This is a genomic window from Nocardia sp. NPDC057663 (assembly GCF_042799895.1).
GTDB lineage: Bacteria > Actinomycetota > Actinomycetes > Mycobacteriales > Mycobacteriaceae > Nocardia.
Genome location: NZ_JBHVHX010000032.1, coordinates 1 through 26,899, shown reverse-complemented (window position 1 = coordinate 26,899; position 26,899 = coordinate 1). Strand labels below are relative to the sequence as shown.

The window sequence follows — 26,899 nt, the reverse complement described above, 5'->3', positions numbered from 1 at the left end:
TATTCAGCGTATTTCGTCATTGTGGTCGGCATCGTGACTGCTGTGGGGATGACCTCCTGCAAAAAGGATCGCCTGGACCGGAACCGTTGACAGTCCAGCCGCTCAGGGTGCGGGCATGGCCCCGGTGTGCAGCGGAATAGATAGATCACCTCCGATCCGCCACCTTGTATCCAGGGTGCTACCGCGGACATCTACAAGCTGAGGAATTCCATGACCAGCGAACCAGTGGCCCGTACCGCCGACCGGATGTGGCATGACGTATTTCTGCCCGACGACGTCGCCCACGTGCGGTCGATGGCCCGTGCGGCCGTGGCAACTCATCTGGCGCCGGTGGCGCGGGAGATCGCCCAGCGGGAAGAGTCGGTCGAGGCGTTTCCGTGGGCAGCGTTCACCGGGTTGGCGAGCGCGGGTTGCTTCGCCGTGCCGTTCGAGAAGCCGTTCGGCGCCGGACTCTCGCACGCCATGCTGGCAACCTGCATCGTGACCGAAGAGATCGCTTACGAGAGTTCGAGTCTCGCGGGTGTATTCGACGGCCAGTGCATTCTGAACGCGCGGGCGTTGTCCTTCGCGCAGCCACAGGTACGCGAGTCCGTGCTGCCTGGGCTGATCTCTGGTGAGCTGGTCTTCGCGTTCGCGACCACGGAACCGGATGCCTCCAGTGATCTGACGCCGACCGCGCTGAAAACGGTAGCGACCCGAACGCCGGAAGGTTTCGTGGTCAACGGCCGGAAGCGCTGGATCACCAACTCGGTTGTCGCCGACTGGGTCTGTCTGCTGTGCCGTGACGGTGACAGCGAAGACGCCACCATGCTCCTGGTCGATATGCACGCACCAGGGGTTACCGTGGGGACGCCGGACCTGAAAATGGGCCATCGCGGCCAGATCACTGCTGACATCGTCTTCGACAATGTGTCGGTTCCCGCCGATCATTCGCTCGGTGAACCCGGTCGCGGTCTGGGGACGGCACTGGCGTCGTTGGCCGCCGGCCGCGTCGGGATCGCCGCCGCGGGCGTCGGGGTGGCGCAGGCCGCGCTGGATCTGGCCATCGCCCGGCTGCGAAGCCGGGAACTGTTCGGCCGCAAGCTCGGCGAGATGCAGTACTGGCAGTTCAAGCTGGCCGAACGCGCGACCGAACTCGAGGCGGCGCGGGCCATGTATCAGAAGGCTGCTGTGCGGCTCGACCGTGGTGATCGCTCGGGCGAGCCGGAGGCCTCGATGGCCAAGTCGTTCGCTACGAGGCTGGCCAATGACCTGGCCCGCGATGCGCTACAGATCTATGGCGGCTACGGCTTCGCTCGCCAGGTCTCGGCGACGGGCGAGACCTATCGGCTCGAGGAGATATTTCGCGACGCCAAGATCTTGGAGATCTTCGAAGGCGCCAACGAAGTGTTGCAGTGGGTGATCGCACGCCGGCTCATCGGCCGCGATGTCACCGGCTGAGGATGTCTGAAGAATCCGAGAGGAACATCGAACGTGACGACACCCAGCGAAACCACCGCCGAGCAGCGCTGGCGAGAATTGCCCGCGCCGTGGCCCGCCGCCTTCGAATGGATCGGTAGGACCGTCGGAGGTGAGGTGATCTCCGCGGCGCGTCAGGCGCGCTGGCGGCCATCGTGGTTCGTCGATGTGCGAATGTTCGACGGCACGGTGCGCGCACTGTACCTGCGCTGTCAGCGCGAGGAAGACCTGCCGTGGACACAGAAGCTGTCCATCGAGCGGGAATACCGGATCATGCTCGTGCTGCAGGATCACGGAATCAATATCCCCGAGGTGCTCGGCTTCTGCCCAGAGCCCGAGGGAATTCTGATGGAAGCGGTGTCCGGCCGCGACCGGTTCGGCCCGGACGACTCACCGCTGGTGCGCGACCAGGTCCTCGACGAGTACATCCAGGAGCTGGCTCGCGCGCACGCGATCGATCCCGCGGCGTTCGCCGCGGCCGGTCTGCACAGGCCGGTCGGGGAGCGCGAGATCGGGATGATGGGCTTCGAGTTATCCGAGAAGTGGTATCGCTCGGTGAAACCTGGTCCCGATCCGGTCAACGAGTTCATCGTTCGCTGGTTGCACCGAAATGTGCCGGCGGCTCGTGATCGAGTCTCGTGGATACACTTCGACGCCGGCCAGTTCCTGCATGCGGGCGGTCACGTCACTGCCTTGATGGATGTCGAATTCGCTTGCCTGGGTGATCCGCTCGCCGACCTCGGCGCCATGCGAATGCGGGACACTGCGCAGCCGATCGGTGATCTCATGCGCGCCTACGCGACCTACGAGCATGCGACCGGTGAGCCCGTCGTCCCTGCCGTCGTCAATTTCCATGCGGTGCGGTTCGCGTCGCTCACGGCTCTTCTGTCTGTCGGAGTCCGTCGTGATCCGCCACCGGAGTTCGACCTCGCCCAATGGGAATCGTGGGCGCTGCTTTCCCAGGTGCTGTGCCTGGAAATCATCGCGGAGCAGGCGGGAGTCGAATTGGACGCCGAGGAATCGCTCCCGGAGCCCGCCGCGTCTCGCCGTCGTCCTTGGATGGTGTCCGCGGAGCGTGTGCTGTCCGACATCATCGACGGATTGCCCGAGGACGACCACCTCGCGTTCCGGCTCCGGATCGCCCGCGATATGGACCGTGCTGTGCTGCGAGCCGATGAGGTCGCGGCAGCCATGGAAGAGCGTGACCGGGCCGACGAGGAGCGTCTGCTGGGGCTCCGCCCGGTCGACTGGCAGGAGGCAGACCGTTTGATCGAGGAATTGGTCCTGACCGCAGGGCCGGAACGCGACACCGAGCTCGTGCGTTTCCTGCACCGACGGGTGCGCCGACAGCAGGTTGTGCTGGACCCGGCAATGCGCGACGTCCGCGATTTCACGGTGCAGCGGCTCTGCTGGAGCGGACTCGGTCACGGTGCCGAGTGCGATCGTTGAGGTAGACAGACGCTCACTGTCGTACTCGGAGCGGTCCGAGTACGCAACAGCGGGGATCTGGCCCAGATCCCCGCTGTGTCGCTGTCTCGGCGTCACACCGCCGCGGCGATGGCCTTCTCGACATCGAGATCGACCAGGGTGTTGATCGCGCGGACCGCGGTGACCTCCATACGGTCGTCCGGCTGCATGCCGCCTGCCGCGAGCGTGAACACGATGGCAATCCACCCGTCGATGGTGAGAAGCCGGTAGGTGTCGAATGCCTCCGCGAAGCTCGGTGCTTCGCTGCCCGCACCCGCCTCCGCCAAACCGTCGAGGTAGCGCCTCAGCAGATTGTGTTCTTCCGCGCGGCGCAGTTCTGTCGGGATCGAGTGCATCATGAAATACGCGAAGTCCCGCAGGCCGTTCATCTTGTGGAAGACCTGCCAGTCGTAGATTCCCGCGGTGCCATCGGGGTTGGAGAAGGTATTGCCGAGGTGGCAGTCACCGTGGCAGAGGGTCTGCGGCATCGATTCCCAGACCTTGACCAATGCCGGCTGGTTCTGGACGTACTGCTTGGTGAGGCGCCGGACCGGGTTGGGCACGACGCGGTCCTGCTTCATGAACTTCTGCTCGCTCCAGGTGAAGAACCGCTGCATGAACGGGTAACCCGGTCGGCGCGAATAGGTTTCGAGCCAGGACAGATCGGTGTGGAACCGAGGAGAACGCCAGAAGCGGCCATGCAGCTTCGCCAGGAGATCGATGACCGCCTCGGCGTGTTCCTTCGACGCCTCGTCGTCGGCGTTGTACAAGGTGACTTCGCCCCGCCGGGCGAGGTCTTCGAAGGCGATGACATAGCGGCCGCCGATTCCGGACCGGCTGATGAACGGCGTGATGGTGAGGTCGGACAGGGCCGGCTGGATCTGGGTGAAGAACCGGGATTCGTAGGTGTGACAGCCGAACCCGGAGACGATGGTCCGGGGGCCGAGCTGGCTCGATGTGCCCTTGGCGAAAGCGGTATCGGGGAGTCCGGCACGCCGACCCGCCTCGTTCCAGACCAGTCGCAGCCGCGCCCTGTCGGTGGTACCCCGCGAGTCGATCTCGACCCGCAGGTCCTCGATCTTCGCGCCGGGTACGCCGCCGGCGAGTGCCGCGGTCATCTCCTGCGCGGTCAGCGAATCCAACCCGAATTCCGATTGGTTCGGGACCCAGGGGGAGACACCGAGAAGTATGTCTTTGGTCGCAGAGAGAGTGGCACGCATCATAGATCCTCACGGTTGTGTTGGGCGTCATGCAACCGTAGCAGTGATGCTTATTCTTGTATAGAATAAATTTGACGCGCGTCTAGAAATTTTCCGCGTAGGGAGTGGTGATCGTGTTCGCGCAGGTAAAGGCTGTGTAGCGCGGGTGCCGCTATGCCTGTGGGCCGTCGAAGACGGTGCTCTCCAGCCACACGTGCACCAGTGCTGCCTCCATGCCTCGGACGGGGCGTCCTGTCTCGACAATCGATGCGACATCACGCTCCATCGCCCGTGCGGTCATGTCCACCATGATCGCGGACAGGGTCGGCAGTCGTAGATCGATGACCAGGCTGTTCTCGGCGATTCGGGCACTCGCGGCCGCCGCGAGCGCGGACATCGTGTGCTGCCAGGTCTCGCGGACCTCGTCGTTCTCCCTGGCTGCCTCGAACATCGCCATGATCAGGCGCGCATGGCCACGCCAGTACTGGATTGTCGCGTGCATGCCCCGGCGAATCCGCACGTCGTCCGCGAGATCGTCACGGCCGTACCAATCCACGCCGACGGCCAGCAGTTCCTGCTGGATGTCGGCGATCAAGGCGGCGACCGCGGCTCCCTTGGTCGGGAAGTAGAAATAGAAATTGGAACGGCTGATGCCTGCCTGCTGCGCGATGTCCTTGACCTCGATGTCGGCCAAGCGGTGTGACTCCAGCAGGACGGTCAAGGCGGTCAATACGTCGGCGCGGCGCCGTCGCCCGGTGCCGCCGACCCGGGCGGGGCCTTTCGAACCGTGATTCGACAAATTCGTCACCAAGGCGAGTCTAGGCGACGCCGAGGCGAGTCACCCCGCAGCTGTGTCGGTAGCACGCGGGCGTAGTGGCTACGGCATCGTGTAGCCGCCGCTGACCGAGAAGACCTGACCGGTGACCTGCCGCGCGGCGGTCTCGGATGACACCCACAGCACAGCGTTGGCGATGTCATCGGCTTTGGTGAGGCGGCGCAGTGGAATGTCCTTGAGCAGGAAATCGATCTGCTTCTCGTTGAACACCGAGTCGTCGTCGGCTGCCCACAGGCTGTCTTTCCCTACTGCCTCCGGTCCTTCGGGGATGACCAACCCTGGGCAGACAACATTCGATCGGATTCCGTGGCGTCCATGTTCACGGGCGGTCGTGCGCGCCAGCGCGATCAGTGCCGCCTTCGTGGCGCCGTAAACGCCCTGTCGGATCTGCCCGAATGCCGCGTCGCTGGAGATGAACACGATCGAGCCCTGCCCGGCCTCGCGCATAACAGGCAGAGCGGCCTGGGTCGATGCGATCGCGGTGTAGAGGTTGACCTCGACAGTTCGCTGCCACTTGGCGCGATCGGTGTCCTCGGCGATGAAGCCGGGGACACTCCAGCCCGCGTTGTTCACCAGCACGTCGAGGCCATCCCAGCCTCGAACGGCCCGGTCCACTGCCACTCGCGCGACACCCTCGACTGTGAGGTCTCCGGCCGCGACCTCGACCGCCGCCGCGCCGAGTTCGAGTGCCTCGGCGCGTACCTTCTCGGCTTGCTCGGCATCGATATCGCTGATGACAATCCGTGCGCCTTCGCGGGCGAACCCGTGCACGATGCCACGGCCGATGTTGGAGGCGCCGCCGGTCACGAGAACACGGGCATTGCGCAGCTGAAGATCCATGCGGTCTAACTCCTTCGTTGGGTACTACACGAGCTATAATTTAGGGTCTGTTAAATTTCCTGCACACCCTCATCGCCCAGGATGCGCCGGATCATGGATTGCGCGGTCTGTACCACGGTGTCGAGCGGGCGGACGTCGGGAGTCCACCACTCCGATGCCCAGTTGAGAGCGCCCAGCAGCAACATGCGGGCAGAGCTCAGGTCGAGATGGTCTGGTAGAGATCCTGTTTCGGCTGCTTCTTCGAACAGCTTCTTCCAGATCGCGCCGTACGCGATCTCCTCGTCCAGCTGCCGGGTCCGGATCTTCGCCGGCACCTGCGCGGCATTTCGGATCGCGGCGGTCGTGTAGTCGGAGATCTGCAATTCGTGCCGTAGGTGAGCTTCGGCCGCGATGGCGATCCGCTCGATCGGCGAGGTCTCCTCCGGGAGCGCTGCGAGAGTCGCTGCCACGTGATCTCGCATATCGGCGATGCCTGACCACATCACTTCCTCGATCAGGTCGTCGCGGGAGGGGAAGTGGTAGTAGATCGCGGGGGCTTGCAGGTCGGCCAGGTCCGCAACCTCGGTCAACCGGGTGCCCGCATACCCCTTACGGCTGAGTATGTACGCCGCGGCGTCGAGTATGCGCTTGCGGGTCCGGGCCGACTTCGAGTCCGGGCCGACTGTCGCGGCTGGTTGTGCCATGGGGTTGCCTCCGATCTTCGCTCGCGTACGGCTTCGGTGGTGACTGCCTGTGTCCGACAAGCTTGACCTATCGTACATTCAAATCTATATTAAAATCAAAGGTCTAGTGAGGAGTGCTGACGTGCGAGTTTTCGCAACCATCGAGGAGTTCGCTGCCGCGGCGGGGACATCCCTGGGAACCACGGAGTGGCTCGAGATCGATCAGAATCGGATCGACACCTTCGCCGAAGCGACCGGTGACCACCAGTGGATCCATGTGGATCCGGAGCGTGCTGCCGACGGTCCGTTCAAGGGCACCATCGCGCATGGGCTGCTGACCCTGTCTCTGCTGCCCGTGCTGAACCATCAGCTCTACACCATCGAAAAGCTGTCCATGGCTGTCAATTACGGCTTCGACAAGGTGCGGTTCATCTCGCCGGTGCCCGTGAACGCGCGGGTGCGAGCCACCACCAGCATTGATTCCGTCGATCAGGTGCCGGGTGGCATTCAGGCCAAGTTGATCACGACCATCGAGGTGGACGGCTCAGCCAAACCCGCCTGTGTCGCCGAGTCGATCGCTCGGTTCATCGCATGACCGAATTGCTGCTCGAGGGGCGAACCGCGGTTGTCACCGGTGCTGCGGGAGGCATCGGCTTGGCCGTTGCGCAACTGCTGCACGAGCACGGTGCTGCGGTAGTGCTGGCCGATCTGAACGAGGCCGGCGCCCAGGCGGCGGCGACGTCGATCGGCGACCGTGCGATCGGTATCGGCTGCGACGTGACCGACGAGAGCTCGGTGCAGGGCCTGGTCGACGAGACGGTGCGCCGGACGGGACGGCTGGACGTCTTCGTCAACAACGCCGGTGTCACCAGGGACGCGTCGCTGCGCAAGATGACCGTTGCCGACTTCGACCTGGTGATGGCAGTGCATCTGCGCGGCACCTGGCTCGGACTGCGGGCTGCCTCGGCGGTCATGCGTGATGCCGGCAGCGGGTCGATCATCAACATGTCCTCGCTGTCGGGCAAGTCGGGAAACCCGGGCCAGACCAACTACAGCGCCGCCAAGGCCGGCATCGTCGGCATGACCAAAGCGGGAGCGAAGGAACTGGCGCACAAGAACGTGCGGGTCAACGCCATCCAGCCCGGTCTCATCCGGACGGCGATGACCGAGGCCATGCCTCCGGAGGTTTTCGCCGAGCGTGAGGCCGCCATCCCGATGAAGCGTGCCGGTGAAGCTGCGGAGGTTGCCGGAGCCGCTCTGTTCCTGGCCTCGGATCTGTCCAGCTACATGACCGGGGCTGTGCTCGAAGTCGGCGGAGGGCGGTTGATGTGAGCGAGTCCCAGGCAGGTGCTGACCAGGCGACTCCGTCGGAAGCCACGGTTCTCACCGAGATCACGAACGGCGTCGGAACCATCACGCTGAACCGGCCCGACCGGATGAACGCCATCACGGTGGAATTGGGGGAGCGGTTGCACATCGCTCTTCTCGAGACCGCGGTGCGGGCACAGGTGATCGTCATTCGCGGGAGTGGCGGAAACTTCTGTGCGGGTGGCGACTTCCACGAGCTCGAGCGCCTCCGGGAGGCCGGTCGCGACGCCACCGCGCCGCTGTTCGCCAACTTCAGGTCCGCCTGCGACGTGATCGCCGAGGTGCCGGTTCCCGTGATCTGCGCGATCGAGGGATATGCGACCGCCGGCGGGTTCGAGCTCGCTCAGGCCGCGGATATCGTGCTCCTCCACGAGAATGCCGTGCTCGCCGACATTCATTCCCGCTACGGCCAGGTTCCTGGCGGCGGTGGTACGCAACGACTCGCGCGCCTGGTCGGACGGCAGCGCGCGCTCGCGCACATCCTTACCGGCGACCGTCTCACCGCTGATGACGCGATTGCCTGGGGTCTGGCGTACCGGAAGTACTCCGCGGCGGAATTCGAATCCGGTGTGCGTGATTTCGCGGAGCAGCTGTCCACCAAGAACCCCGTGGCACTGGCGAGAACCAAACGGCTTGTCCACCAGGGGCTGGCAATGCCGCTCGCGGACGGGCTGAACCTCGAGTTCGAGACCGTCCTCGACCATCTGACGAGTAGTTCCGCGAAAGACGGAATCGGCTCGTTTACCGCAGGGAGCAAGCGATGAACGAGCTGGTCAGTGTCGTTGTCGACGACGATGGTGTCGCCCATCTGCTGTTGAACAGCCCGGAGACCTCGAACGGGATGGATGTTCCGTTCCTTCAGGAGCTTCATTCAGCCATTCTGCGAGTGCACGGCGATCCGCGGGTGCGGGTGGTGCTGCTCTCGGGCGCGGGCAAGAACTTCTGTGCCGGTGGCAATGTGAAGGTGTTCGCCGCCAAAGGCGAGCAGCTGCCCGACTATCTCCGTGAGGCCACGGCCTGGCTGCAGATCGCGGTATCCGCACTCACCCAGCTGAACGTTCCCGTCGTCGCCTCGGTGCACGGCTTCGCCGCCGGTGGTGGCGGCTTCGGTCTGGTCTGTGCGGCGGATTTCGTCATCGCCGCCGAGACCGCCAAGTTCATGTCCGGCGCGGTCCGCGTCGGTATGGCGCCCGACGCCGGTGTGTCGGTCACCCTCACTCAGCTGGTCGGTCTGCGCAAGGCGATGCACATTCTGCTGACCAATCCCGTCGTCGACGCTGCCGAGGCATTCCAGATCGGGCTGCTCACCAAGGTTGTACCTGCTGACGATCTGGAGGCCGAATCACTGGCGTACGCGCGGCAATTCACGACGACCGCCCCGATGGCGATCGGCGCCACCAAACGATTGCTGTGGGGTGGGGTTGGCGCGAGCCTGGCGGACCGGTTGCCCGAGGAGGCGCGGACCGTCTCCGAGCTTTCCGGCACCGCGGACTCCCGTGAAGGCCTGGCCGCCGTGATCGAGCGTCGCGAACCGAAGTTTCGAGGCGAGTAGACATGTCCGACGAACAGCCGCCTGTCCTGACCGAAGACCGTGGGCCGATCCGGATCATCACCCTGAACCGTCCACAGCGACGTAATGCCATCGATCTGCCGCTGCGGTACCTGTTGGCCGAGCGACTCGAAGAGGCGATGTCGGACCCGGGCGTCCGGGTGATCGTGCTGACCGGTGCCGGTGCGGGGTTCTGCGCGGGCGGTGACATCTCCACCATGCGTCGCATGGAGGCCGACGAAGCCAAACCCCGCGCCGAGGCCGCGCAGCGCGTGGTGCGAGCCATCTGGCTGGGCGGCAAGCCGGTCATCGCCGCGGTGGAGGGGGCCGCCTTCGGGGCGGGCGTGTCGCTGGCCTTGGCTTGTGATCGGGTGGTCGCCGCGGCGGACTCGGTGTTCAGCACCGCGTTCACCGGTGTCGGCTTGGCCGGCGACATGGGGATCTTCGCCTCGCTGCCCGCACGCGTCGGCATGGCCAAGGCTCGCGAACTCATGTTGCTGCCTGCCCGGCTCACCGGCGAGGAGGCGAGCGCCATCGGACTCGCCGATGTGGTCGTGGAACCCGGCACCGCGCTGGAAAGAGCTCTCGCCGATGCCGAGCGCATGTGCCTTGCCCCGCCACTCGCTGTCGAAGCGCTGAAAGACATGTTCCGGCGATGGCCGCGCGATCCGGTCTCGGTGCTCGACAGCGAAGTCGACAACCAGGTGAAGTTGTTCGCCACCGATGATTTCGCCGAGGGTGTCGCGGCGTTCCATGACAAGAGAATTCCCGTATTTCGCGGGAAGTAGCGGAAGCGCATGCCAATGACAGCTGTCCCAGATCGTTCGCTCAGTGAGTCCTATTGGGCGGCAGACGACAACGTGCCACTCTCCGACCACACCGTCGGTTCGCTGCTGGCCGATCGGGCCCGGACGCATCCCAGTGCGGTCGCGCTGATCGGCACCCCACACAGCAGCGCTGTGCCTGAACGACTCACCTACAGTGATCTGTACCGCGAGGCACTGCGAGTGGCGGCGGCATTGGCCGAGATCACCGAGCCCGGTGAATTCGTTGCCCTGTGGGCTCCCAACGCGGTCGAGTGGCCGATCATCCAATTCGGTGCCGCCTTGGCGGGGCGGGTGCTTGTCGCACTGAACCCAGCATTCCGGGAGTCGGAGCTGGTCTACACGCTCGAGCATTCAGGGGCGACGGTACTCATCCACGCCGACGGGTACCGCGGCTACGACATGGCGGCAGTCGCGGGGACGGCGGTCGAGCGCGTTCCCGGTGTCCGGCGACTGATCAGCCTGTCGGACGCGGTGCTCTGGGAATCGAGCCGGTCGAACTACGAACCTGCGGAGATCGACCCGGACGACCCGGTCATGCTGCAATACACCTCGGGAACGACAGGCAACCCGAAAGGCGTTCTGCTCCGGCACCGTTCGCTCGTCAACGTGGCGAAGATGACCATGGCTGCCGCGGAAATCGCCGAGGGATCGGTCTTCGTGAACCCGCTGCCCATGTTCCACACGGCGGCGTGCGTGATCGGCACGCTCGGACCGGTGTGGATGGCCGGCACGATACTGCTGATCGAGACTTTCGTACCCGAAACAGTGCTGCGTCTGGCTGCGGAGGAAAACGCCGACGTCTTGTTCTTCGTGCCCACGATCCTCGGGGCCTTGCTCGAGATCACCCGGGGAAAGGAAGACGCCGCACCGCGGTTCACGAGCATTGTCGGTGGGGCCGCGAACGTCCCACAGGTGATGATCGAGGGCGCGGCAAGGGTTTTCGGTGCCTCGGTGCACAACCTGTTCGGTCAGACCGAACTCGCCCCGGTCATCACCGCGACTCGCCGGAATGACTCGCTTGCTGATCAGCTCAGCACAGTGGGCCACCCGATTCCGCAGGTCGAGGTCAAGATCGCGGGTACGGACGGCGCAGGCGTGGCTCCGCTGGGCGTTCCTGGTGAGATCTGTGCTCGCGGCTATCAGCAGATGATCGAGTACTACCGTGACCCCGCGTCCACGGCGGCTGCGGTGGACGCCGAAGGCTGGCTACACACCGGTGATCTCGGGTCGATGGACAGCAGAGGCTACGTCACTGTGACGGGACGGCTCAAGGACCTGATCATCAGCGGTGGCGAGAACATCGCTCCCGCAGAGGTGGAGTCCCGCCTCCTCGAACACGCGGCGATCCAGCAGGCCGCTGTCGTCGGTGTCCCACACGAGAAGTGGGGTGAGACCGTGGCCGCTGTCCTCGTCGTGCGCGGTGACCAGCCGGACGACCTCGTGGATTCGGTCAAGGCGCAGCTCAGCACCACACTGTCGCCCTTCAAGACACCGAGACGCTGGTTCGTCGCCGACAGCTTGCCCGCCACCCCCTCGGGCAAGGTCCAGAAATTCCTCCTTCGCCAGGCAATCGTCGACGGTGTCGTCGACGAGATCGGTTGAACAATCGTGACCCACAGTGATTTCGACGTTCGACGGGAGCAGCTCGCGCAGCGGTTCCCGAGTTGGCAGCCGCGCCCGCTCGGCGACTGGCTGCTGCACTGTGCGAGCGAATTCGGTGACCGGCCACTGGTCATCACCGACGAGCGCACGTTCACCTATCGGGAGACCGCTGAGCTGGCGACCAGGATCGCGAACGGGCTGGTTGCGATCGGGGTCCGGCCCGGAGACCATGTCGGGTTGCTGATGGCGAACTATCCAGAGTTCGTCCCGGTGAAGTTCGCCATCGCGCTGGCGGGCGCGGTGTCGGTGCCGTTGAACTTCCTGTACCGCACCGACGAACTCGCGTATGTGCTCGATCAGTCCGAATGCCGGGTTCTCGTCACGATGACCGGGTTCGCCGGGCTGGACTATCTCGGCATGCTCGACGAGATCGTTCCGGGGTGGGAAACCGTCGGCCGGGATCGTTCGCGGCTGCCGAAGCTGGACAGTGTCATCCAATTGTCGACCGATGGCCGCCGACGCGCCGACGTACCCACTGTCGAGGATCTCGCCGCCGCTGGAGACCTGCACCCCGCAGGAATCGCCGACGTGCGAGTGGACGCCGCCGGAGTGGGCGACATCCTCTATACGTCCGGTACGACCGGCTCACCCAAAGGTGTTCTCATCACCCACGATGCGGTGCTGCGGACCGGCTACGCCTCGGCCCTCACCCGCGCCTTCGGGGACGGCCGACGGATCCTCTTCTCGCTGCCCTGCTATCACATGTTCGGCTACGTGGAGGGGCTGATCGCGGCGATGATGGTCGGCGGCGCCGCGGTCATGCAGCCGTCGTTCGACCCCACCAGCTATCTCGCCGGAATCGAGCGGCACCGCGCCGATGACATCCTCTGCGTGCCGACCATGACCGTCGCGCTGCTGGAGCATCCGGACCGGCACCGCTACGACCTGTCTTCGCTGTCAGCGGTGCTGTCCGGGGCCGCGCCTGCCCCGGTATGGCTGTGGGAGCGCGTTCGCGACGAGCTGGGTGCTTCGGAGATCGTCACCGGCTACGGGATGACCGAATGCGGTGGCGCGATGACGATGACCAGACCGGAAGATCCGCTGGAACTGACGGCGTCCACCGCCGGCCGGCCGAAGTCCGCCGGCGTCGCGGGCATCGATGACGGCGCACTGGTGGCCTATCGCACCGTCGATCCGGAGACCGCACTACCGCTGCCCGAAGGCGCGGAAGGCGAACTGGTCTCTCACGGACCGACAAGCATGCTCGGCTTCTGGGCCAAGCCCGAAGAGTCCGCCAAGGGACTCCGTGACGGCTGGGTGTTCTCCGGCGACCTGGGCAGGGTACGTACCGACGGCTATCTCGAGATCACCGGTCGCAGCAAGGAGCTCTACAAGAGCGGCGGTGAGCTGGTGATGCCCAAGGAGATCGAAGAACTGCTCACCGCCCGCCCCGAGATCAGTCAGGCCTACCTGATCGGAGTACCTGACGAACGGTGGGGCGATGCGGGATGCGCCTGCATTGTGCCGACCCCCGGCACCGAGATAACCGCTGATCAGGTGATCGACATATGCCGGGCGAAGCTCGCCCGGTTCAAGGTCCCGAAACACGTCGTTTTCCTCACCGCAGACGAGCTGCCTACCACCCCGACGGGGAAGGTACAGAAGTTCCGCCTCGTGAGCTACGTGAAAGCACGATTGGAGCACATGAAATGACAGTCACGACACCGCCGGATGCCGCACGCGAACCGGACCACCATCCGCTCTGCGAACCGGATTCCTCGTGCGAAGCCGGTCCGGTCGCTGCCCAGTCGCCGCGCGTGGACTACGCACGGCTCATCCATCCCGAACGAGTCCACGGCTCGCTCTACACCAACCCGGATGTCTTCGCCGACGAACTGGAGCGCATCTGGTACGGCGGGTGGGTGTTCGTCGGGCACGAGTCCGAGGTGCCGCAGCCGAACGACTACGTGCGCAAGAACATCGGGCCGCAGGACATCATCATGACCCGTGACCGGGCTGGTGAGGTGCACCTTGTCACCAACCGCTGCGCGCATCGCGGCAATCTCGTGTGCGACGAACCGCGCGGCAACTCCAGCTCGTTCCGCTGCCCGTATCACGGCTGGACCTACAGCAACACCGGGGACATGCTGGGCTATCCGTACAACAAGGGGTACGGCGGCAAGGGCAAGCTGGACCTCGGCCTCGGCGTGGTGCCGCGGGTCGAGAGCTACCACGGGTTCGTTTTCGGCAGCTTCAACGCCGATGTGCCCCCGCTGCTCGAGCACCTGGGTGCGGCAGCCGGGGAGATCGACCGGCTCGCCCGGCTTTCCCCCACCGGCAAGATCCGCCTGGACAACGGCTGGCTCCGGCACCGCACCGCCGCGAACTGGAAGCTGCTCGCCGAGAACGAAACCGATGGCTACCACCCGCAGTTCGTGCACGGTTCGATCTTCTCGGTGACCGGCTCCACCATCGGCCCCCTCTACAGCGATGCCTCCACCGCCGTCACTCGTGCCCTCGGCAACGGTCACAGCGAGAACGACCTGCGCCCGGAGTTCCGCAAGTTCGCCGAGCCGATGCGCTGGTTCGGCACCACCGCCGATCGTGTGCCGGAGTATGTGGCCAAGATGCGGGAGGCGCACGGCGAGGCGGCCGAGGAGATCATGATCGAGGGTGCCCCGCACGTCATGATCTTCCCCAACCTGTTCATCGCCGAGATCCAGGTGTTCAACATCCAGCCGGTGTCGGCGCACGAGTGCATCCAGTTCGCGACCTCCGTCCAGCTCGACGGCGCGGACGAGCTCAACAAGCGGATGCTGTCACAGTCCATCGGCTCGGTCGGGCCCGCGGGCATGCTGCTGGCCGATGACACCGAGATGTATGAGCGGAATCAAGTCGGCGTCGCCCAGATGCTGCCCGAATGGCTCGATCTCCGTCGCGGTGTGATGCGCGAAAGCGTCGACGAGAACGGTTTCCAGATCGGCGGGGCGACCGACGAGACCGCGATGCGCGCCTTCTGGAAGCACTACAAGACCCTGATGGAGAAGTGATGACCGCCTTGACTGATATCGACCTGCGCGAGCTCGAGCAGTTCATCTACCGCGAGGCGCGCTACGCCGACGAGCACGACTACGACTCGTGGGAAGCGCTGTGGACCGACGACGCGCTGTATTGGGTGCCGGTCGACGGCGGCGGCTACGACCCGCAGCAGCACGTGTCGGTGATGTACGACAACCGCCGGCGCATCTCCACCCGGCTGCAGCAGCTCCGCACCGGCAAGCGGTACGCGCAGTCGCCGCCGTCGAACCTGCGCCGCACCATCTCGAACATCGAGTTCATCGGGGTCGAAGGTGATGACGTCACGATCGGCGCGAACTTCGTTCTCTACGAGTCGAAGCCGCGGGGAATTCGTACGTGGGCCGGTCGCTACACCTATGTCGTGCGGCGGGTCGACGGCGAGCTGAAGCTGGTTCGCAAGACCGTCATGCTCGTCAACAGCGCGGAAGCTCTCCCGAGTATGGGCTTTCTGATCTGAGAGGCACTGCGATGACCAAGCCAGGAACGGATGACGGCCGGGGTGGTGAATTCGGTGTGGTGTACAGCGAATTCGCACAGGTCGGCGTTCGTCTCGACGAGACGGCGAATGGACCGCGGCTGCGGCTCCAGGACCTGAAGACCGGCCGCGTTCGCTACCTGGATGCGCTCGAATTGGAGACGATCGTCTGGCTGGCCGAGGGACACATGGAGGTCCTGCTCGACCCGTCCGCCGATCGCTGGCGTGAGGACTGAGATGCCGAATGCGATGCGGCCCGAAGCGGCGACCGCGCCGAATATCGATTTTCGCGCGCTGATCGAACCTGGCGACTTCGTCGTCTGGGGGCAATCCTGCGCGGAACCGGTGACGCTGACAGAGAGTCTGCTCGCGCAACGTGCGGATCTCGGCGGCATCACCTGCTTCATCGGCATCCCCGCGGCCGACACGGTGAAACCGGTCCACGCCGACCACATCAGGTTCATCAGCTACTGCGGTTCGGGGAGCAACCGGCACCTGGCCACCGCGGGAGCGCTGGAGATCTATCCCGGCCACTACTCGACTCTGCCGACGTTCGTGTCCCGTGCGGATGTGGTGCTGGTCCAGTGCGCTCCGCCGGATGCGCACGGGCACTACAGCCTGGGCCTGGCCGACGACTACGTCACCGCCGCGCTCGACAGCGCGCGGGTCGTGATCGCCGAGGTCAACGACCAGGTCCCCGTCATGCCTGCTGGCCGATATCTGACCGACGACGATATCGACATCGCGATTCATACCTCTCGCCCGGTGGCGGACAGCCCCGCCGCCGAACCGACTCCCGCGATGGTGTCCATCGGCGAACACATCGCCGGCCTGGTACCCGATGGCGCCACCCTGCAGTTCGGGATCGGCGCTGTTCCCGAGGCTGTGCTCGGAGCGCTCGGTGATCACACCGACCTCGGCGTTCACTCCGGCATCTTCACCGATGCCGTGGTGGACCTCATCGAGAAAGGGGTGGTGACCAATGCCCGCAAGACGACCGATCGCGGAGTATCAGTCGCGGCCGTGCTGATCGGCACGCAGCGGTCGTTCTCCCACGTGCACGACAACCCCGCGGTGTCGCTGCGGCCGATCACGTACACGCATGATCCCGAACGCCTTGCGGCGCAGCATCGATTCGTCGCGATCAACTCGGCCATCGAGGTCGATCTGACCGGACAGGTCAATTCCGAGGTGGCAGGTGGACGCTACGTCGGCGCGGTAGGCGGCGGCGGGGAATTCCTACGCGCTGCGGCGCGGTCGGCCGGCGGTGTGCCGATCATCGCGCTGCCCTCGACCGCCGGTGCGCACAGTCGCGTGGTCGAGCGCCTGTCCGGGCCTGTCAGCATCGCGCGCAGTGACGCGGGCATCGTCGTGACCGAATTCGGGACAGCCGACCTGCGTGGTCTGTCGCTGACCGAGCGGCGCGAGCGGATGCTCGCCATCGCGCACCCCGATCATCGCGAAGCCCTGCGGGTCGCGGTGAGCCGGTGATGAAGCCACAGTACGCCGAGGTGCTCCAAACATACGGCGACACAACAACAGTCAGCATTGAGGTGAGGTCATGAAGAGAGCGGCGATCGTCAGTCCGCTGCGTACGCCCGTCGGAACTTTCGGCGGCACGTTGCGTCCCGTCCCCGCCGAGGAGCTGGCCGCGCACATCATCAGAGCGGTCGTGGATCGCTCCGGGATCGACCCGGCACGTATCGACGACGTCTCGTTCGCGCAGTCGTACACCAACTCCGAAGCACCCTGTATCGGTCGGTGGGCCGCACTTGCCGCGGGTCTGCCCATCGAGGTTCCAGGGTTCCAGACCGATCGTCGCTGTGCGGGTGGCCTGCAATCGGTGGTCACCGCCGCCATGATGGTGCAGACCGGGGCAGCCGATGTGGTGCTCGCGGGCGGCGTCGAAAGTATGAGCAATATCGAGTACTACACCCAAGATATGCGGTGGGGTTCGCGTTCGGGCAATGTCGCCATGTACGACCGCCTGGATCGCGGCCGGGAACGCTCCCAGCCGGTGGAGCGGTTCGGCCGCATCAGTGGCATGGTCGAGACCGCCGAGAATCTTGCGCAGCGGTATTCGATCACCCGCGAGGCTGCTGACGAGTTCGCTGTCAGCAGTCACGAAAAGGCCGCAGCCGCCTGGGACTCCGGAAAGTTCGACGCCGAGGTGGTGCCAGTCCCGGTGCCACAGCGAAAAGGCGACCCGATCGAGTTCGGCCGTGACGAGGGCATTCGTCGCGACTCGACACCGGAATCACTCGGGCGGCTGCGGGTCCTCATGCCCGACGGCACAGTGACCGCGGGCAATTCGAGCCAGCAGAACGACGCTGCGGCCGCGTGCCTCGTCGTCGCCGAGGACAAACTCGACGAACTCGGGCTCGAACCACTCGGATTTCTCGTCGGTTGGGCCGCCGCCGGCTGTGAGCCCGCCGAAATGGGTATCGGCCCGGTACCCGCGGTCGAGAAGCTCTTCCAGCGCACCGGACATAGTTTCGACGACATCGATCTCGTCGAACTCAACGAAGCGTTCGCGGTCCAGGTCCTCGCGGTGCTGCAGGGCTGGGGATTCGACGACCACGACCGGCTCAATGTCAACGGCTCCGGCATTTCCCTCGGCCACCCGATCGGTGCCACCGGCGTTCGTATCCTCACCACCATGCTCCATGAGCTGCGCAGACGTGGCGGACGGTATGCCTTGGAGTCGATGTGTGTCGGCGGTGGGCAGGGCATGGCCGCACTTTTCGAGGCGCCCTGATGACCAACTACGGAATCAGCTCCTACGGCACCTACCTGCCCGCGCACCGGGTCTCACTCGCGGACATCGGCGCGGCCCTGAATATGACAGTGGGCGGCGGAGTTCGCATCGCGGCAGCCTTCGACGAGGACAGCACCACGATGGGCGTCGCGGCTGCCGCGATCGCGCTCACCCCGGGTGCTGAACCCGCCAGCCTCTACTTCGCGACCACCACGCCGGCCTACGCCGACAAGGCGAACGCTACGGCCATCCACGCGGCGCTCGCACTCCCCGCCGAAACCTTCGCCGCAGACTTGGCCGGTTCCGCGCGTAGCGGCGTGGCAGCGCTGTTCGCGGGCGCCACCGCAGGCGGCCTCGCCGTGCTGTCGGATATGCGGGTAGGCCGCCCTGGGTCCGCAGATGAACGCACCGGGGGCGACGGCGCCGCGGCTTTCCTCTTCGGTACCGATCCGATCGCCGAAATCATCGGCAAATCCGCACTGACCACGGAATTTCTGGACCGATGGCGCGACCCCCGCGCCGCGACCGGAGAACAATGGGAAGAACGCTTCGGCATCGAGCGGTATCAGCCGCTGGTTCGACGCGCGGCGGCGGCCGCCCTGGCCGAGGCAGGGCTCGACGAGGCGGATCATGTTGTCCTGGTCTCGCCCAACCTCACCTTCGCCAAACGTGCCGTGAAGTCGGTGGTCGGAAAACTGTCCACCCGAAACTCGCCTATCGGTCACGCGGGCGCTGCTGACATCGGGCTCGGGTTGGCCGCTGTTCTCGATCAGGCGGCGGCGGGCGAGACGATTCTGGTGATCTCGGCCGCTGATGGCTGTGATGCCATCGTGCTTCGAACGACACCGCGGATACTGCAAGCACGACAGCCGATTCCGGTTGCAACACAACTCGAGCAGGGCGTTGCGGTGTCGTACACGGCGTACTTGAACTGGCGTGGCCTGCTCGACCGGGAGCCGCCGCGACGACCGGAACCCGACCGCGTGGCCGCGCCACCGTCGGCACGGGCAGCCCGGTGGAAGTTCGCGCTGATGGGCAGTGCCTGCGGCGCCTGCGAGCTCGTGCACCTGCCACCGGCCCGCGTCTGTAAGCGCTGCGGCGCGATCGACGCGATGACCGAAGTGTCCATGGCCCAGCGCGAAGGGACTGTCACCACGTTCACCATAGACCGACTTGCGTATTCGCCGGCCCCACCGGTTATGGAAGCGGTCGTCGACTTCGACGGTGGCGGCCGCTATGCCCTCGAGGTCGCCGACGGCGCGGCCGCTCGCTTGGAGGTGGGGGCTCGGGTACGCCCCACCTTCCGTCGATTGCACAGTGCTGCAGGCGTGCACAACTACTTTTGGAAGGCGCAACTCCGATGAGTAGCAGAGGAATTCGGGACAAGGTCGCGATTGTCGCGATGGGGTGCACCAGCTTCGGCGAACGCTGGGACAGTTCGGCCGACGACCTGCTGGTCGAGGCCATGGCCGACTGTTTCGACGACAACCCGAGGGTCGACCGGAACGACATCGACGCCTTCTGGCTCGGCACGCTGGGTACCGGGCAGAGCGGCCTGACTGTGAGCAAGGCACTGGGCCTGCAGCGCACGCCGGTCACCCGGGTCGAAAACTATTGCGCCAGTGGCTCGGAAGCGTTCCGCAACGCCTGCTATGCCGTCGCCTCCGGCGCTTACGACCGCGTCGTCGCCATCGGCGTGGAAAAGCTCAAGGACTCGGGCTACTCGGGTCTGCTGCGTGGCGACGCGCCCAGCGACGGCACGGCTTCGGAGCTGGCCTTGACCGCGCCGGCGGCCTTTTCGCTGTTGGATCCCGCGTACTGCGCCAAATACGGTGTGGATCCGGCTCTCATGCGTGAGGCCATGACGCACGTCGCCTGGAAGAATCACCACAATGGTGCGCTCAATCCCAAGGCGCAGTTCCGCTCCGAGGTCGCGAAGGACAAGATCGCGAACGCGCCGCTGGTGGCAGGGCGCCTCGGCATCTTCGACTGTTCCGGTGTGTCCGATGGCGCCGCCTGCGCGATGATCGTCCGTGCCGAGGACGCGCTGAACTACACCGATACGCCCCTGTACGTGAAGGGGCTGTCGCTCACCGCAGGGCCGGGGCGGGGAGCCGTCGATCCGGACTACGACTTCACGACGTTTCCCGAGGTGGTGGCCAGCGCCGAGGACGCCTACGCGCAGGCGGGAATCACTGATCCGCGCACGCAGATCTCGTTCGCCGAGGTCCATGACTGTTTCACTCCGACCGAGCTCGTCCTCATGGAGGACCTCGGCTTCAGTGATCGCGGGCAAGGATGGAAAGACAGTGTTGCCGGCGATTTCGATCTGGACGGCCGACTCCCCGTGAACCCCGACGGTGGCCTGAAATCCTTCGGCCATCCGGTCGGTGCCAGCGGCCTGCGGATGCTCTACGAGTGCTGGCTCCAGTTCCGTGGGGAGGCGGGCGAACGGCAGCTGGAGAATCCTCGGATGGCGCTGACGCACAATCTCGGTGGCCGCCCAGGTGCGTGTGTCTCCTTCGTCGGTGTCGTCGGTACCGAACTGGGCTGAACTGCTCACCCTAGGTCGTCCACATCCTCATCGAGAATGAGCCGCTGCAACCCCAGCTCATGGCACCGCGCCGTGACCCGGGTCAGTATGCGCTGAGCCGAGTCGCGCTCGCCCGATGCGGCGAGGCAGCGGGCGTACAGGATCTCCGCGGTGATCAGGGCGTGCGCCCGCCCGCGCATGGTCAGCGACTCGACCAGAGACTCGGCCTCGGCGACGAGCGGTGATCCGTGGTGATTCGTGCTCAGGGAACGCCGGAGATCATTGCAGCGAACGATGTCATCGGTCAGCACCGCTGTGCCGGTGCCTTCCTCGTCAGCCTTGGCCGGCGTCGCCGCTCCGGCCAGGTGCTGCGAAGGTTCTCCGAACCCGAGGCGGATTCGCTCACCCGTGATGCTCGCCGCCAGCCTCGGTAACGACAGATCCGCGGCCAGCTGCATACCTGCGTCGAGCCGTGCTGCGGCGTCGGCGCGTTTGTTCTGCGCAGCTTTGGTTTTCGCGCCGGTCACGTAGACAGCGATCATGAAGTCCACGGTTCCGGCCGTGGGCGGGGGTTCGAAGGCGTCATCGAGTAGCTTCTCTGCGTCGCCGAGCTCGCCACGCTCATAGAGCACAGCGCCGAGAAGTGCCCCGGCGAGCCGTGCAGCCATGCCGGGGGTCGACCGCCCGCGCATCGCGACCTGATATGCCTTGCGCAGATAGTACTCGGCGGCGTCGATGTCCAACTGTTCGTGTGCCGCGATCCCGCTGAGGCAGTACGCGTATGTTTCGGTGAACGGGCCTTTCGCGTTCGCCAGATATCCGGACGCGCGTTCACGGCAGGCTCTGGCCGCGGCGTAGTCGGCGCGGGCAAGCGCGAGGAACGAGGCGGCGACCGCGGCTCCGGCTGGATACCATGGCTCGAACGCCCCTGGATTCTCGAGCACGGGAGCGATCTTGTCCTGTACTCCTTCGGTGCTGTCGGCCAGGACGGCGGCGACCGCCTCGATCAATCTGCCGTGGGCGCGTAGGTTCGGCGCGGTGGCGGTATCGAAGCCAGGAGCGTCCACCGCTGTGTAGACGCGATCCAGGGCGGCATGCGCGGGAGCCTGCTTTCGCAGGGTGAAGTTGGCGAGCGCGACCAGGAGCTGCAGGCGGGGCCGTGCGGCAGCGGCGTCGGCCGAAATCGAATCGGTGAGGGTCAGCAGGCGTGTCATCTGACCTTGTTCCAATAATGCGATCCCGGCGCTCTCTACCAGTTCCGCGGCCCAGTCATGATCGCCGGCGGCTGTTGCGTGGGTGACCGCGTCGGCCACCATGTCGTGGTCGGCAAACCACCGTGCCGCAGCCCGGTGGAGATCCGGAATGCGGCGCGGCTGAGACCGTTCCAGGCGTTGCCGGAGAAAGTCGGCGTAGAGCCGGTAGTACAGGAACCACTCGCCGGCCTCGTCCACGCGGCGCAGGAAGAGGTTTCGCTCCTCGATATCCTCGAGAAGTGATTGTCCGTGATCACCGCCGGTCAGTGCGTCGGCGAGGCCGGCACACACGCGGGGTGTAAGAGAGGTGAGCATCATGAACTCGACAAGATCCGAATCGAGTGTGTCGAGGACATTTTCGGTGAGAAACTCGCCGATCGCATGGTGTCGGCCGGAGATTTCGGACAGTAAGACCGCAGGGTCCGCGTTGTGACGCAAGGACAGTGCGGCTAGCTGCAGGCCCGCGACCCAGCCTTCAGTGGCCGCCGTGATCTGGTCCACTGCCTCGGTGTCGATGTCGACGCCGTCGTACTGTGACAGTAGCGCGTGGGCTTCGGCGGCGTTGAAACGTAGCGTCGTGGAATCGATTTCGACCAGCTCGCCCTGGACGCGAAGTGTGCCCAGCGGAAGACCGGATTTGGTCCGGCTGGTGATGATCCACTGCAGATGATGGCATCCTTTCTCGAGCAGGAACCGTATCGCGGCGCGCGTCGAGTCCGAAGTGACAAAATGCCAGTCCTCTACGACGATGGCCATCTGCTGTTTGTGCTCGTGGATCTCATTGATCAGAGAACTGAGTACGAATCGTTCGGCACGGGAACCGGATTCTTCGAGCACGATCTGTAGGTCGGCGCCCACGCTCGGTTCGGCACGATTCAACGCTTTCAGCAGATGCGCACAGAACGTGAAGGGGTTGTTGTCGTCGCTGTCGGCCGCGAACCACGCGACACGAACTCCGTCGCTAACTAGTTGCTCGGCCAATTGAGTTGCCGCGCTGCTCTTTCCGAAGCCAGCTGGCGCGTGGATGAGGGTGAGTCGTTTGCGGGTGTGCAGTTCGGCCAGCTCGACGAGCCTCGACCGGCTGACCAGCGTATCCGGTGGGCGAGGTGGTCGGAAGCGGGTTGTCGGTGTCGGCAGGGCAAGGATCCGGCCATGCCGACGCACCCCTGAATCGGGTTCCTCGGTAAGAATCGGCTGGGGTTCCGGTGTAGCGCTGGCTTCCACGACGATGCCCATATCGTCGGCGGGTAGCCTGAGGCTGTGCTGCAGCCGCCGGAGCGACTCGCCGAACTCACGCGCTGAGGAAGGTCTGTCTTCCGGCCGCCGCGCCATCGCCGCCGAGATCGGCTGGGCGACTTCGTCCGGGATCTCCGCTGCCAGGGGCGGACCATCTCGTCCGAACCGGACGAATTGCGCGACGATATCCTCGCCTTCGAGACGTTCGAATGCTGCGTGACCGCTGAGCGCGGTAAACAGCGTGGCGCCCAGACTGTAGATGTCGGCTTGCACGGTCGATGCCCGGCCTGACAGTACTTCGGGCGCAGTGAAGGCTGGAGAGCCGGTTACTTCGCCTGTGCCGGTCTCGAACCCGCCGACGACGTGGGCGATACCGAAATCGCAGAGCTGCGGCTCGCCGTAGTCGGTGAGCAGGACGTTGCCGGGTTTGACATCGCGGTGCAGGATTCCATTGCGATGCGCCGTCTCCAGCGCGCCTGCCAGTTTGACGCCCAGCCGGAGGCTGTCGGCGAGGGGGAGTCGCCCGCATGTCGTGAGTATGTCGGCCAACGAGCCCCTGGCGTGATAGGGCATCACGAGAAACGGTCGGCCGGTCGCGGTGATATCGGCGTGCAGCACTGTGACGATATTGGGATGCTCGGACAGTCTGCCGAGGGTTCGCTGTTCGCGCAGAAACCTGTCGAGGTCGTCTCGACCGGGACCGGGCCGGAGGACCTTGATGGCAACTTGGCGATCCAAGGCTCGCTCGACGCAGCGATACACGGTCCCGAAGCCGCCGCGACCGATCAGCTCGGCGCCCTCGAATCCTTCGGCGTCGAGTTCCGCTTCGATACCGATGGCTGGGCGCCGCTGCGTGCTCGCCGGATCGTCGACGGTGCTCATGGGTCGTCCTGACGCGGTCGTCGTTCGTGTTTCAAGGATACGACTGCCCGCAACCGGCCGGCAGACAGCGCCACGACGGCCGACGCCTGATCCGGCGGTTGACGGGGCATGTTTTCTAATTTAATCTCCATTAAAGACTTCTAGGTGAAAGGTGAGCGAGTTGTCCCAGGAGAACCTCGTCGTTGTCGGAGCATCTCTCGCCGGCTTGCGGGCAGTGGAGGCTGCTCGCAAAGCGGGCTTCGAGGGTCGCATCACGCTCATCGGCGCCGAAGAGCATCTGCCCTACGATCGGCCACCGCTGTCGAAGGCGTACCTGGACGAGCTGCCGGCCGGGGAAGGCCCTGCCTCGACGATCTTCCGGACCGAAGACGTCCTGCGCGACGAACTCGGTGTCGATCTGGTCCTCGGTTCGCCGGCGACGGGGCTCGACACCGAGGGGTGCCGGGTGCTGATCGGCGATCGTGCCATCTCCTACGACGCGCTCGTGATCGCGACCGGTGCCGATGCCCGCACGTTGCCGGGGTCGGAAGGCATGAGCGGTGTGCACACGTTGCGGACGCTCGACGACGCGATCTCGATTCGGCAAGCACTCGACGACGGCGCGCGCACGGTCGTCGTCGGCGCCGGTTTCATCGGGTCGGAGGTCGCCGCGGGTGCGCGTAAGCGCGGGCTGGACGTCACCATTCTCGAGGCGCTGCCGACGCCGCTGGTCCGGGCGGTGGGCGAGCGTATGGGCGCTGCCTGTGCTGCTCTGCACGAGCGAAACGGGACGCCGCTGCGCTGTGGCATCGGGGTGACCGGCCTGGAGGGCGACGGGCGCGTCGAGCGCGTATTGCTGAGCGACGGCACCTCCATCGAAGCCGACCTGGTCGTGGTGGGTATCGGTGCGATTCCGGTGACCGGCTGGCTCGAGGGCTCAGGGCTGAACCTCGACAACGGCGTGGTCTGCGATGAGACGTTGTGGACCGGTGTCGATGGGGTGTACGCCGCGGGCGACGTCGCCCGGTGGCACAACCCCCTGTTCGACCGGCTGATGCGGCTGGAGCACTGGACGAGTGCCGCCGAGCAGGGCGCCTTCGCGGCGCGCAATGCACTGAACCCCGAAGCGGCGAAGCCGTATCAGACGGTGCCGTACTTCTGGTCCGATTGGTATGGCAGCCGGATTCAGTTCGTCGGTGTTCCGACCGCTGACGAGATCAGGGTCGTGGATGGTGATCCGGACGCCGATGGGCGCTGGGTCGCGCTGTATCGCGAGGGTGATCGGTTTGCGGGAGCGCTCACCCTCAATGGCCAGAACGTGATCATGAAGTACCGCGGTTTGCTGACCAAGAAGGCCAGCTGGGACGAGGCGCTCGCGTTTGCCGCCACCCGCCGGACCGACCAGGTGACGAGTTCATGACCTGTATCAGGTGCCGCGTGGACTGAGCATGCGGGACGCCCCTGGCAGGTAGGAGGTCAGTGGATGTCGAGCGGACAACAGAATCCGAAAGTGACGCTGGTGCGTCAGAAGTTGTTGCGCGTCGAGATCCGATTCGACTGCGTCGCGGCGGGGGAGGTGCGGCTCGAATACGCTGCCACGGCAGCGGAGGCGCGCCACTTCGCGGCGGCGATGATCCGCAGGGGATACAGAGTCCTGGTGGACTGGCAGGTGCGGCGAGGATTGGCGCCACTGCCGTGCCGCAGCCTGTGGCAGTACGGCTGAGAGCCGTGCTCGATAGGGGGTAGAATTTAATCTATCTTCCAATATACTGATAGGCAGGCTGGTGCCACGCCGGCAGCGGCAACATATAGGCCGTCGCGGATTGTCGAACCGGTCGGCGACCTCCAACGAAGTGGGTAGGAATGAAGGAATCGCAACTGACTCGCCGGATCGAGGGCCGAGTCGTGGCCATCACCGGTGCCGCGCGGGGGATCGGCCTGGCAACCGCGAAGGCCCTGCATCGCCGCGGCGCTCGCGTCGTGATCGGTGACATCGACGGTGAGGCAGTGGTGCGGGCGGCTGCCGGGATCGGGCTCGATGTCGAGGCCGTCCGGGTCGACATCACCGACGAAGCGTCGTTCCGCGCCTTCCTTGCCAAGGCGGAGGAGCGCTTCGGGGCTCTCGATGTGCTGATCAACAACGCAGGGATCATGCCGATCGGACCCTTCCTCGAAGAGTCGACGACGCTGTCGAAGCGCGTGCTGGATATCAATGTGGCCGGACCCATGATCGGCATGCGGGCAGCGCTGCCCGGCATGATCTCGCGTGGTCACGGGCACATCGTCAATGTGTCGTCGATGGCAGGCACTGCGCCGATTCCCGGTGGACTCAGCTATGGCGCCAGTAAGGCGGCGGTGATCTCGATGACGGAGACGGCGCGGGTGGAGTTCGCGAAGTCCGGTGTCGCGTTCACCTGTGTGCTGCCGTCGTTCACCAACACCGAGTTGGTCGCCGGTACGACCGGCACGAAGTTCGTCCGCAATCTGGAACCGGAAGAGGTCGCCGAGGGGATCGTCGGTGCGATCGCCGGGCGTAAACCGGATGTCTATCTGCCGGGGATCCTCGGGCCGATGGCGCGTCTGCAGCCGGTGCTCGGCCGGAAGCTTCGTGACTTCATGAACCACGCGCTGAAGGCGGACACGACCTTCCTCACGGTCGACAAGTCGGCTCGTAGTGGTTATGACGCACGGATCAATGCTGCACCGGAGGCTCCGAAGCCTGCCCCGAAGCGCGCCGCGCGTAGCTGAATCCGAAGCTGGTTCGTGCAAGTGGAGGTGGCCCCGAACGGGGTCACCTCCACTTGTCGCTTCGCGACGATCGGGCTTGCCCATCCGAACGAGAACAGCCGGTGCGGTTGGTTTTCTGCACCGGCTGCTTGTTGTTGTTGTGGGGTTATC

Annotated in this window: 24 protein-coding genes; 19 read left to right on the top strand and 5 right to left on the bottom strand. The window is 65.3% G+C overall.

From position 1 onward, the window contains the following. The first annotated feature begins 210 nt into the window (after window positions 1-210). Together ACFVAV_RS33845 and ACFVAV_RS33840 are read left to right on the top strand one after the other, a co-directional pair. Window positions 211-1,440 carry an acyl-CoA dehydrogenase family protein gene (locus ACFVAV_RS33845; protein WP_379039715.1) on the top strand — a complete coding sequence of 410 codons (1,230 nt, stop codon included), beginning with the start codon at window positions 211-213 and terminating at the stop codon, window positions 1,438-1,440. Window positions 1,441-1,473: 33 nt separating this feature from the next. After that, entirely contained in the window at window positions 1,474-2,907 is a 1,434-nt protein-coding gene (locus tag ACFVAV_RS33840; protein ID WP_379039714.1) for a phosphotransferase, read from the top strand. Between the two features lie 92 nt (window positions 2,908-2,999). Here the strand turns inward: ACFVAV_RS33840 and ACFVAV_RS33835 are convergent, their stop codons facing one another. From ACFVAV_RS33835 to ACFVAV_RS33820, 4 genes are all read right to left on the bottom strand, one after another. After that, on the bottom strand, window positions 3,000-4,145 hold the full coding sequence (locus ACFVAV_RS33835; protein ID WP_379039712.1) for a phosphotransferase: 1,146 nt from the start codon (window positions 4,143-4,145) through the stop codon (window positions 3,000-3,002). 151 nt (window positions 4,146-4,296) lie between these two features. After that, window positions 4,297-4,932: a TetR/AcrR family transcriptional regulator gene (locus ACFVAV_RS33830; protein WP_379039711.1), complete on the bottom strand. Its 636-nt coding sequence runs from the start codon at window positions 4,930-4,932 to the stop codon at window positions 4,297-4,299. Between the two features lie 69 nt (window positions 4,933-5,001). After that, window positions 5,002-5,799 carry an SDR family NAD(P)-dependent oxidoreductase gene (locus ACFVAV_RS33825; protein ID WP_379039710.1) on the bottom strand — a complete coding sequence of 266 codons (798 nt, stop codon included), beginning with the start codon at window positions 5,797-5,799 and terminating at the stop codon, window positions 5,002-5,004. A 50-nt stretch (window positions 5,800-5,849) separates the two neighbouring features. Continuing rightward, window positions 5,850-6,482, bottom strand: coding sequence for a TetR/AcrR family transcriptional regulator (locus ACFVAV_RS33820; RefSeq protein WP_379039709.1), 633 nt, complete (start codon window positions 6,480-6,482; stop codon window positions 5,850-5,852). 121 nt (window positions 6,483-6,603) lie between these two features. Here ACFVAV_RS33820 and ACFVAV_RS33815 point away from each other — a divergent pair, with 121 nt between their 5' ends. The 14 genes from ACFVAV_RS33815 to ACFVAV_RS33750 all read left to right on the top strand — a co-directional run bounded on the left by ACFVAV_RS33815 (window position 6,604) and on the right by ACFVAV_RS33750 (window position 20,672). Next, window positions 6,604-7,056: a MaoC family dehydratase gene (locus ACFVAV_RS33815; RefSeq protein ID WP_379039748.1), complete on the top strand. Its 453-nt coding sequence runs from the start codon at window positions 6,604-6,606 to the stop codon at window positions 7,054-7,056. After that, window positions 7,053-7,793, top strand: a complete 741-nt coding sequence (gene fabG, locus ACFVAV_RS33810; RefSeq protein ID WP_379039708.1) for a 3-oxoacyl-ACP reductase FabG — start codon at window positions 7,053-7,055, stop codon at window positions 7,791-7,793. Before ACFVAV_RS33815 ends, fabG begins: the two co-directional genes overlap by 4 nt. Continuing rightward, window positions 7,790-8,593: an enoyl-CoA hydratase/isomerase family protein gene (locus ACFVAV_RS33805; RefSeq protein ID WP_379039707.1), complete on the top strand. Its 804-nt coding sequence runs from the start codon at window positions 7,790-7,792 to the stop codon at window positions 8,591-8,593. The genes fabG and ACFVAV_RS33805 overlap by 4 nt, the downstream gene beginning before the upstream one ends. Continuing rightward, complete coding sequence (locus ACFVAV_RS33800) at window positions 8,590-9,381, top strand: enoyl-CoA hydratase/isomerase family protein (protein WP_379039706.1); 792 nt, start codon at window positions 8,590-8,592, stop codon at window positions 9,379-9,381. Before ACFVAV_RS33805 ends, ACFVAV_RS33800 begins: the two co-directional genes overlap by 4 nt. Window positions 9,382-9,383: 2 nt before the next feature. After that, entirely contained in the window at window positions 9,384-10,166 is a 783-nt protein-coding gene (locus ACFVAV_RS33795; RefSeq protein ID WP_379039705.1) for an enoyl-CoA hydratase/isomerase family protein, read from the top strand. A gap of 15 nt (window positions 10,167-10,181) precedes the next feature. Next, on the top strand, window positions 10,182-11,807 hold the full coding sequence (locus tag ACFVAV_RS33790) for a class I adenylate-forming enzyme family protein (RefSeq protein ID WP_379039704.1): 1,626 nt from the start codon (window positions 10,182-10,184) through the stop codon (window positions 11,805-11,807). Window positions 11,808-11,810: 3 nt separating this feature from the next. After that, window positions 11,811-13,520: an AMP-binding protein gene (locus ACFVAV_RS33785; RefSeq protein WP_379039747.1), complete on the top strand. Its 1,710-nt coding sequence runs from the start codon at window positions 11,811-11,813 to the stop codon at window positions 13,518-13,520. A 104-nt stretch (window positions 13,521-13,624) separates the two neighbouring features. Further along, entirely contained in the window at window positions 13,625-14,857 is a 1,233-nt protein-coding gene (locus tag ACFVAV_RS33780; RefSeq protein WP_379039746.1) for a Rieske 2Fe-2S domain-containing protein, read from the top strand. Beyond that, on the top strand, window positions 14,857-15,342 hold the full coding sequence (locus ACFVAV_RS33775; protein ID WP_379039703.1) for an aromatic-ring-hydroxylating dioxygenase subunit beta: 486 nt from the start codon (window positions 14,857-14,859) through the stop codon (window positions 15,340-15,342). Before ACFVAV_RS33780 ends, ACFVAV_RS33775 begins: the two co-directional genes overlap by 1 nt. Before the next feature lie 11 nt (window positions 15,343-15,353). Continuing rightward, window positions 15,354-15,596: a hypothetical protein gene (locus tag ACFVAV_RS33770; protein WP_379039702.1), complete on the top strand. Its 243-nt coding sequence runs from the start codon at window positions 15,354-15,356 to the stop codon at window positions 15,594-15,596. 1 nt (window position 15,597) lies between these two features. Beyond that, on the top strand, window positions 15,598-16,851 hold the full coding sequence (locus ACFVAV_RS33765) for an acetyl-CoA hydrolase/transferase family protein (RefSeq protein ID WP_379039701.1): 1,254 nt from the start codon (window positions 15,598-15,600) through the stop codon (window positions 16,849-16,851). A gap of 70 nt (window positions 16,852-16,921) precedes the next feature. Further along, window positions 16,922-18,118 (top strand): acetyl-CoA C-acetyltransferase, encoded by a 1,197-nt coding sequence (locus tag ACFVAV_RS33760; protein WP_379039700.1) that lies wholly within the window; start codon window positions 16,922-16,924, stop codon window positions 18,116-18,118. Next, the gene (locus tag ACFVAV_RS33755) at window positions 18,118-19,482 is read left to right on the top strand and encodes an OB-fold domain-containing protein (RefSeq protein ID WP_379039699.1); all 1,365 of its coding nucleotides are present in this window, start codon (window positions 18,118-18,120) and stop codon (window positions 19,480-19,482) included. Before ACFVAV_RS33760 ends, ACFVAV_RS33755 begins: the two co-directional genes overlap by 1 nt. Then, window positions 19,479-20,672, top strand: a complete 1,194-nt coding sequence (locus ACFVAV_RS33750; protein WP_379039697.1) for an acetyl-CoA acetyltransferase — start codon at window positions 19,479-19,481, stop codon at window positions 20,670-20,672. Before ACFVAV_RS33755 ends, ACFVAV_RS33750 begins: the two co-directional genes overlap by 4 nt. A gap of 5 nt (window positions 20,673-20,677) precedes the next feature. Here ACFVAV_RS33750 and ACFVAV_RS33745 read toward each other — a convergent pair whose 3' ends face one another. After that, the gene (locus tag ACFVAV_RS33745) at window positions 20,678-24,022 is read right to left on the bottom strand and encodes a protein kinase (RefSeq protein WP_379039696.1); all 3,345 of its coding nucleotides are present in this window, start codon (window positions 24,020-24,022) and stop codon (window positions 20,678-20,680) included. 160 nt (window positions 24,023-24,182) lie between these two features. Between ACFVAV_RS33745 and ACFVAV_RS33740 the strand changes: the two genes are divergently transcribed. From ACFVAV_RS33740 to ACFVAV_RS33730, 3 genes are all read left to right on the top strand, one after another. After that, window positions 24,183-25,421 (top strand): NAD(P)/FAD-dependent oxidoreductase, encoded by a 1,239-nt coding sequence (locus ACFVAV_RS33740; protein ID WP_379039745.1) that lies wholly within the window; start codon window positions 24,183-24,185, stop codon window positions 25,419-25,421. Between the two features lie 90 nt (window positions 25,422-25,511). Then, a complete protein-coding gene (locus ACFVAV_RS33735) occupies window positions 25,512-25,724 on the top strand; it encodes a hypothetical protein (RefSeq protein WP_379039695.1) in 213 nt (70 codons plus the stop codon). Between the two features lie 140 nt (window positions 25,725-25,864). Then, the gene (locus tag ACFVAV_RS33730) at window positions 25,865-26,749 is read left to right on the top strand and encodes an SDR family oxidoreductase (RefSeq protein ID WP_379039693.1); all 885 of its coding nucleotides are present in this window, start codon (window positions 25,865-25,867) and stop codon (window positions 26,747-26,749) included. Window positions 26,750-26,899 lie beyond the last annotated feature (150 nt).

Coding starts and splice junctions, on each gene's coding strand:
- ACFVAV_RS33845 (WP_379039715.1), top strand. CDS start 211: ATGACCAGCGAACCAGTGGCCCGTACCGCCGACCGGATGTGGCATGAC.
- ACFVAV_RS33775 (WP_379039703.1), top strand. CDS start 14,857: ATGACCGCCTTGACTGATATCGACCTGCGCGAGCTCGAGCAGTTCATC.
- ACFVAV_RS33770 (WP_379039702.1), top strand. CDS start 15,354: ATGACCAAGCCAGGAACGGATGACGGCCGGGGTGGTGAATTCGGTGTG.
- ACFVAV_RS33835 (WP_379039712.1), bottom strand. CDS start 4,145: ATGCGTGCCACTCTCTCTGCGACCAAAGACATACTTCTCGGTGTCTCC.
- ACFVAV_RS33760 (WP_379039700.1), top strand. CDS start 16,922: ATGAAGAGAGCGGCGATCGTCAGTCCGCTGCGTACGCCCGTCGGAACT.
- ACFVAV_RS33745 (WP_379039696.1), bottom strand. CDS start 24,022: ATGAGCACCGTCGACGATCCGGCGAGCACGCAGCGGCGCCCAGCCATC.
- ACFVAV_RS33765 (WP_379039701.1), top strand. CDS start 15,598: ATGCCGAATGCGATGCGGCCCGAAGCGGCGACCGCGCCGAATATCGAT.
- ACFVAV_RS33730 (WP_379039693.1), top strand. CDS start 25,865: ATGAAGGAATCGCAACTGACTCGCCGGATCGAGGGCCGAGTCGTGGCC.
- ACFVAV_RS33750 (WP_379039697.1), top strand. CDS start 19,479: ATGAGTAGCAGAGGAATTCGGGACAAGGTCGCGATTGTCGCGATGGGG.
- ACFVAV_RS33755 (WP_379039699.1), top strand. CDS start 18,118: ATGACCAACTACGGAATCAGCTCCTACGGCACCTACCTGCCCGCGCAC.
- ACFVAV_RS33820 (WP_379039709.1), bottom strand. CDS start 6,482: ATGGCACAACCAGCCGCGACAGTCGGCCCGGACTCGAAGTCGGCCCGG.
- ACFVAV_RS33795 (WP_379039705.1), top strand. CDS start 9,384: ATGTCCGACGAACAGCCGCCTGTCCTGACCGAAGACCGTGGGCCGATC.
- ACFVAV_RS33800 (WP_379039706.1), top strand. CDS start 8,590: ATGAACGAGCTGGTCAGTGTCGTTGTCGACGACGATGGTGTCGCCCAT.
- fabG (WP_379039708.1), top strand. CDS start 7,053: ATGACCGAATTGCTGCTCGAGGGGCGAACCGCGGTTGTCACCGGTGCT.
- ACFVAV_RS33825 (WP_379039710.1), bottom strand. CDS start 5,799: ATGGATCTTCAGCTGCGCAATGCCCGTGTTCTCGTGACCGGCGGCGCC.
- ACFVAV_RS33790 (WP_379039704.1), top strand. CDS start 10,182: ATGACAGCTGTCCCAGATCGTTCGCTCAGTGAGTCCTATTGGGCGGCA.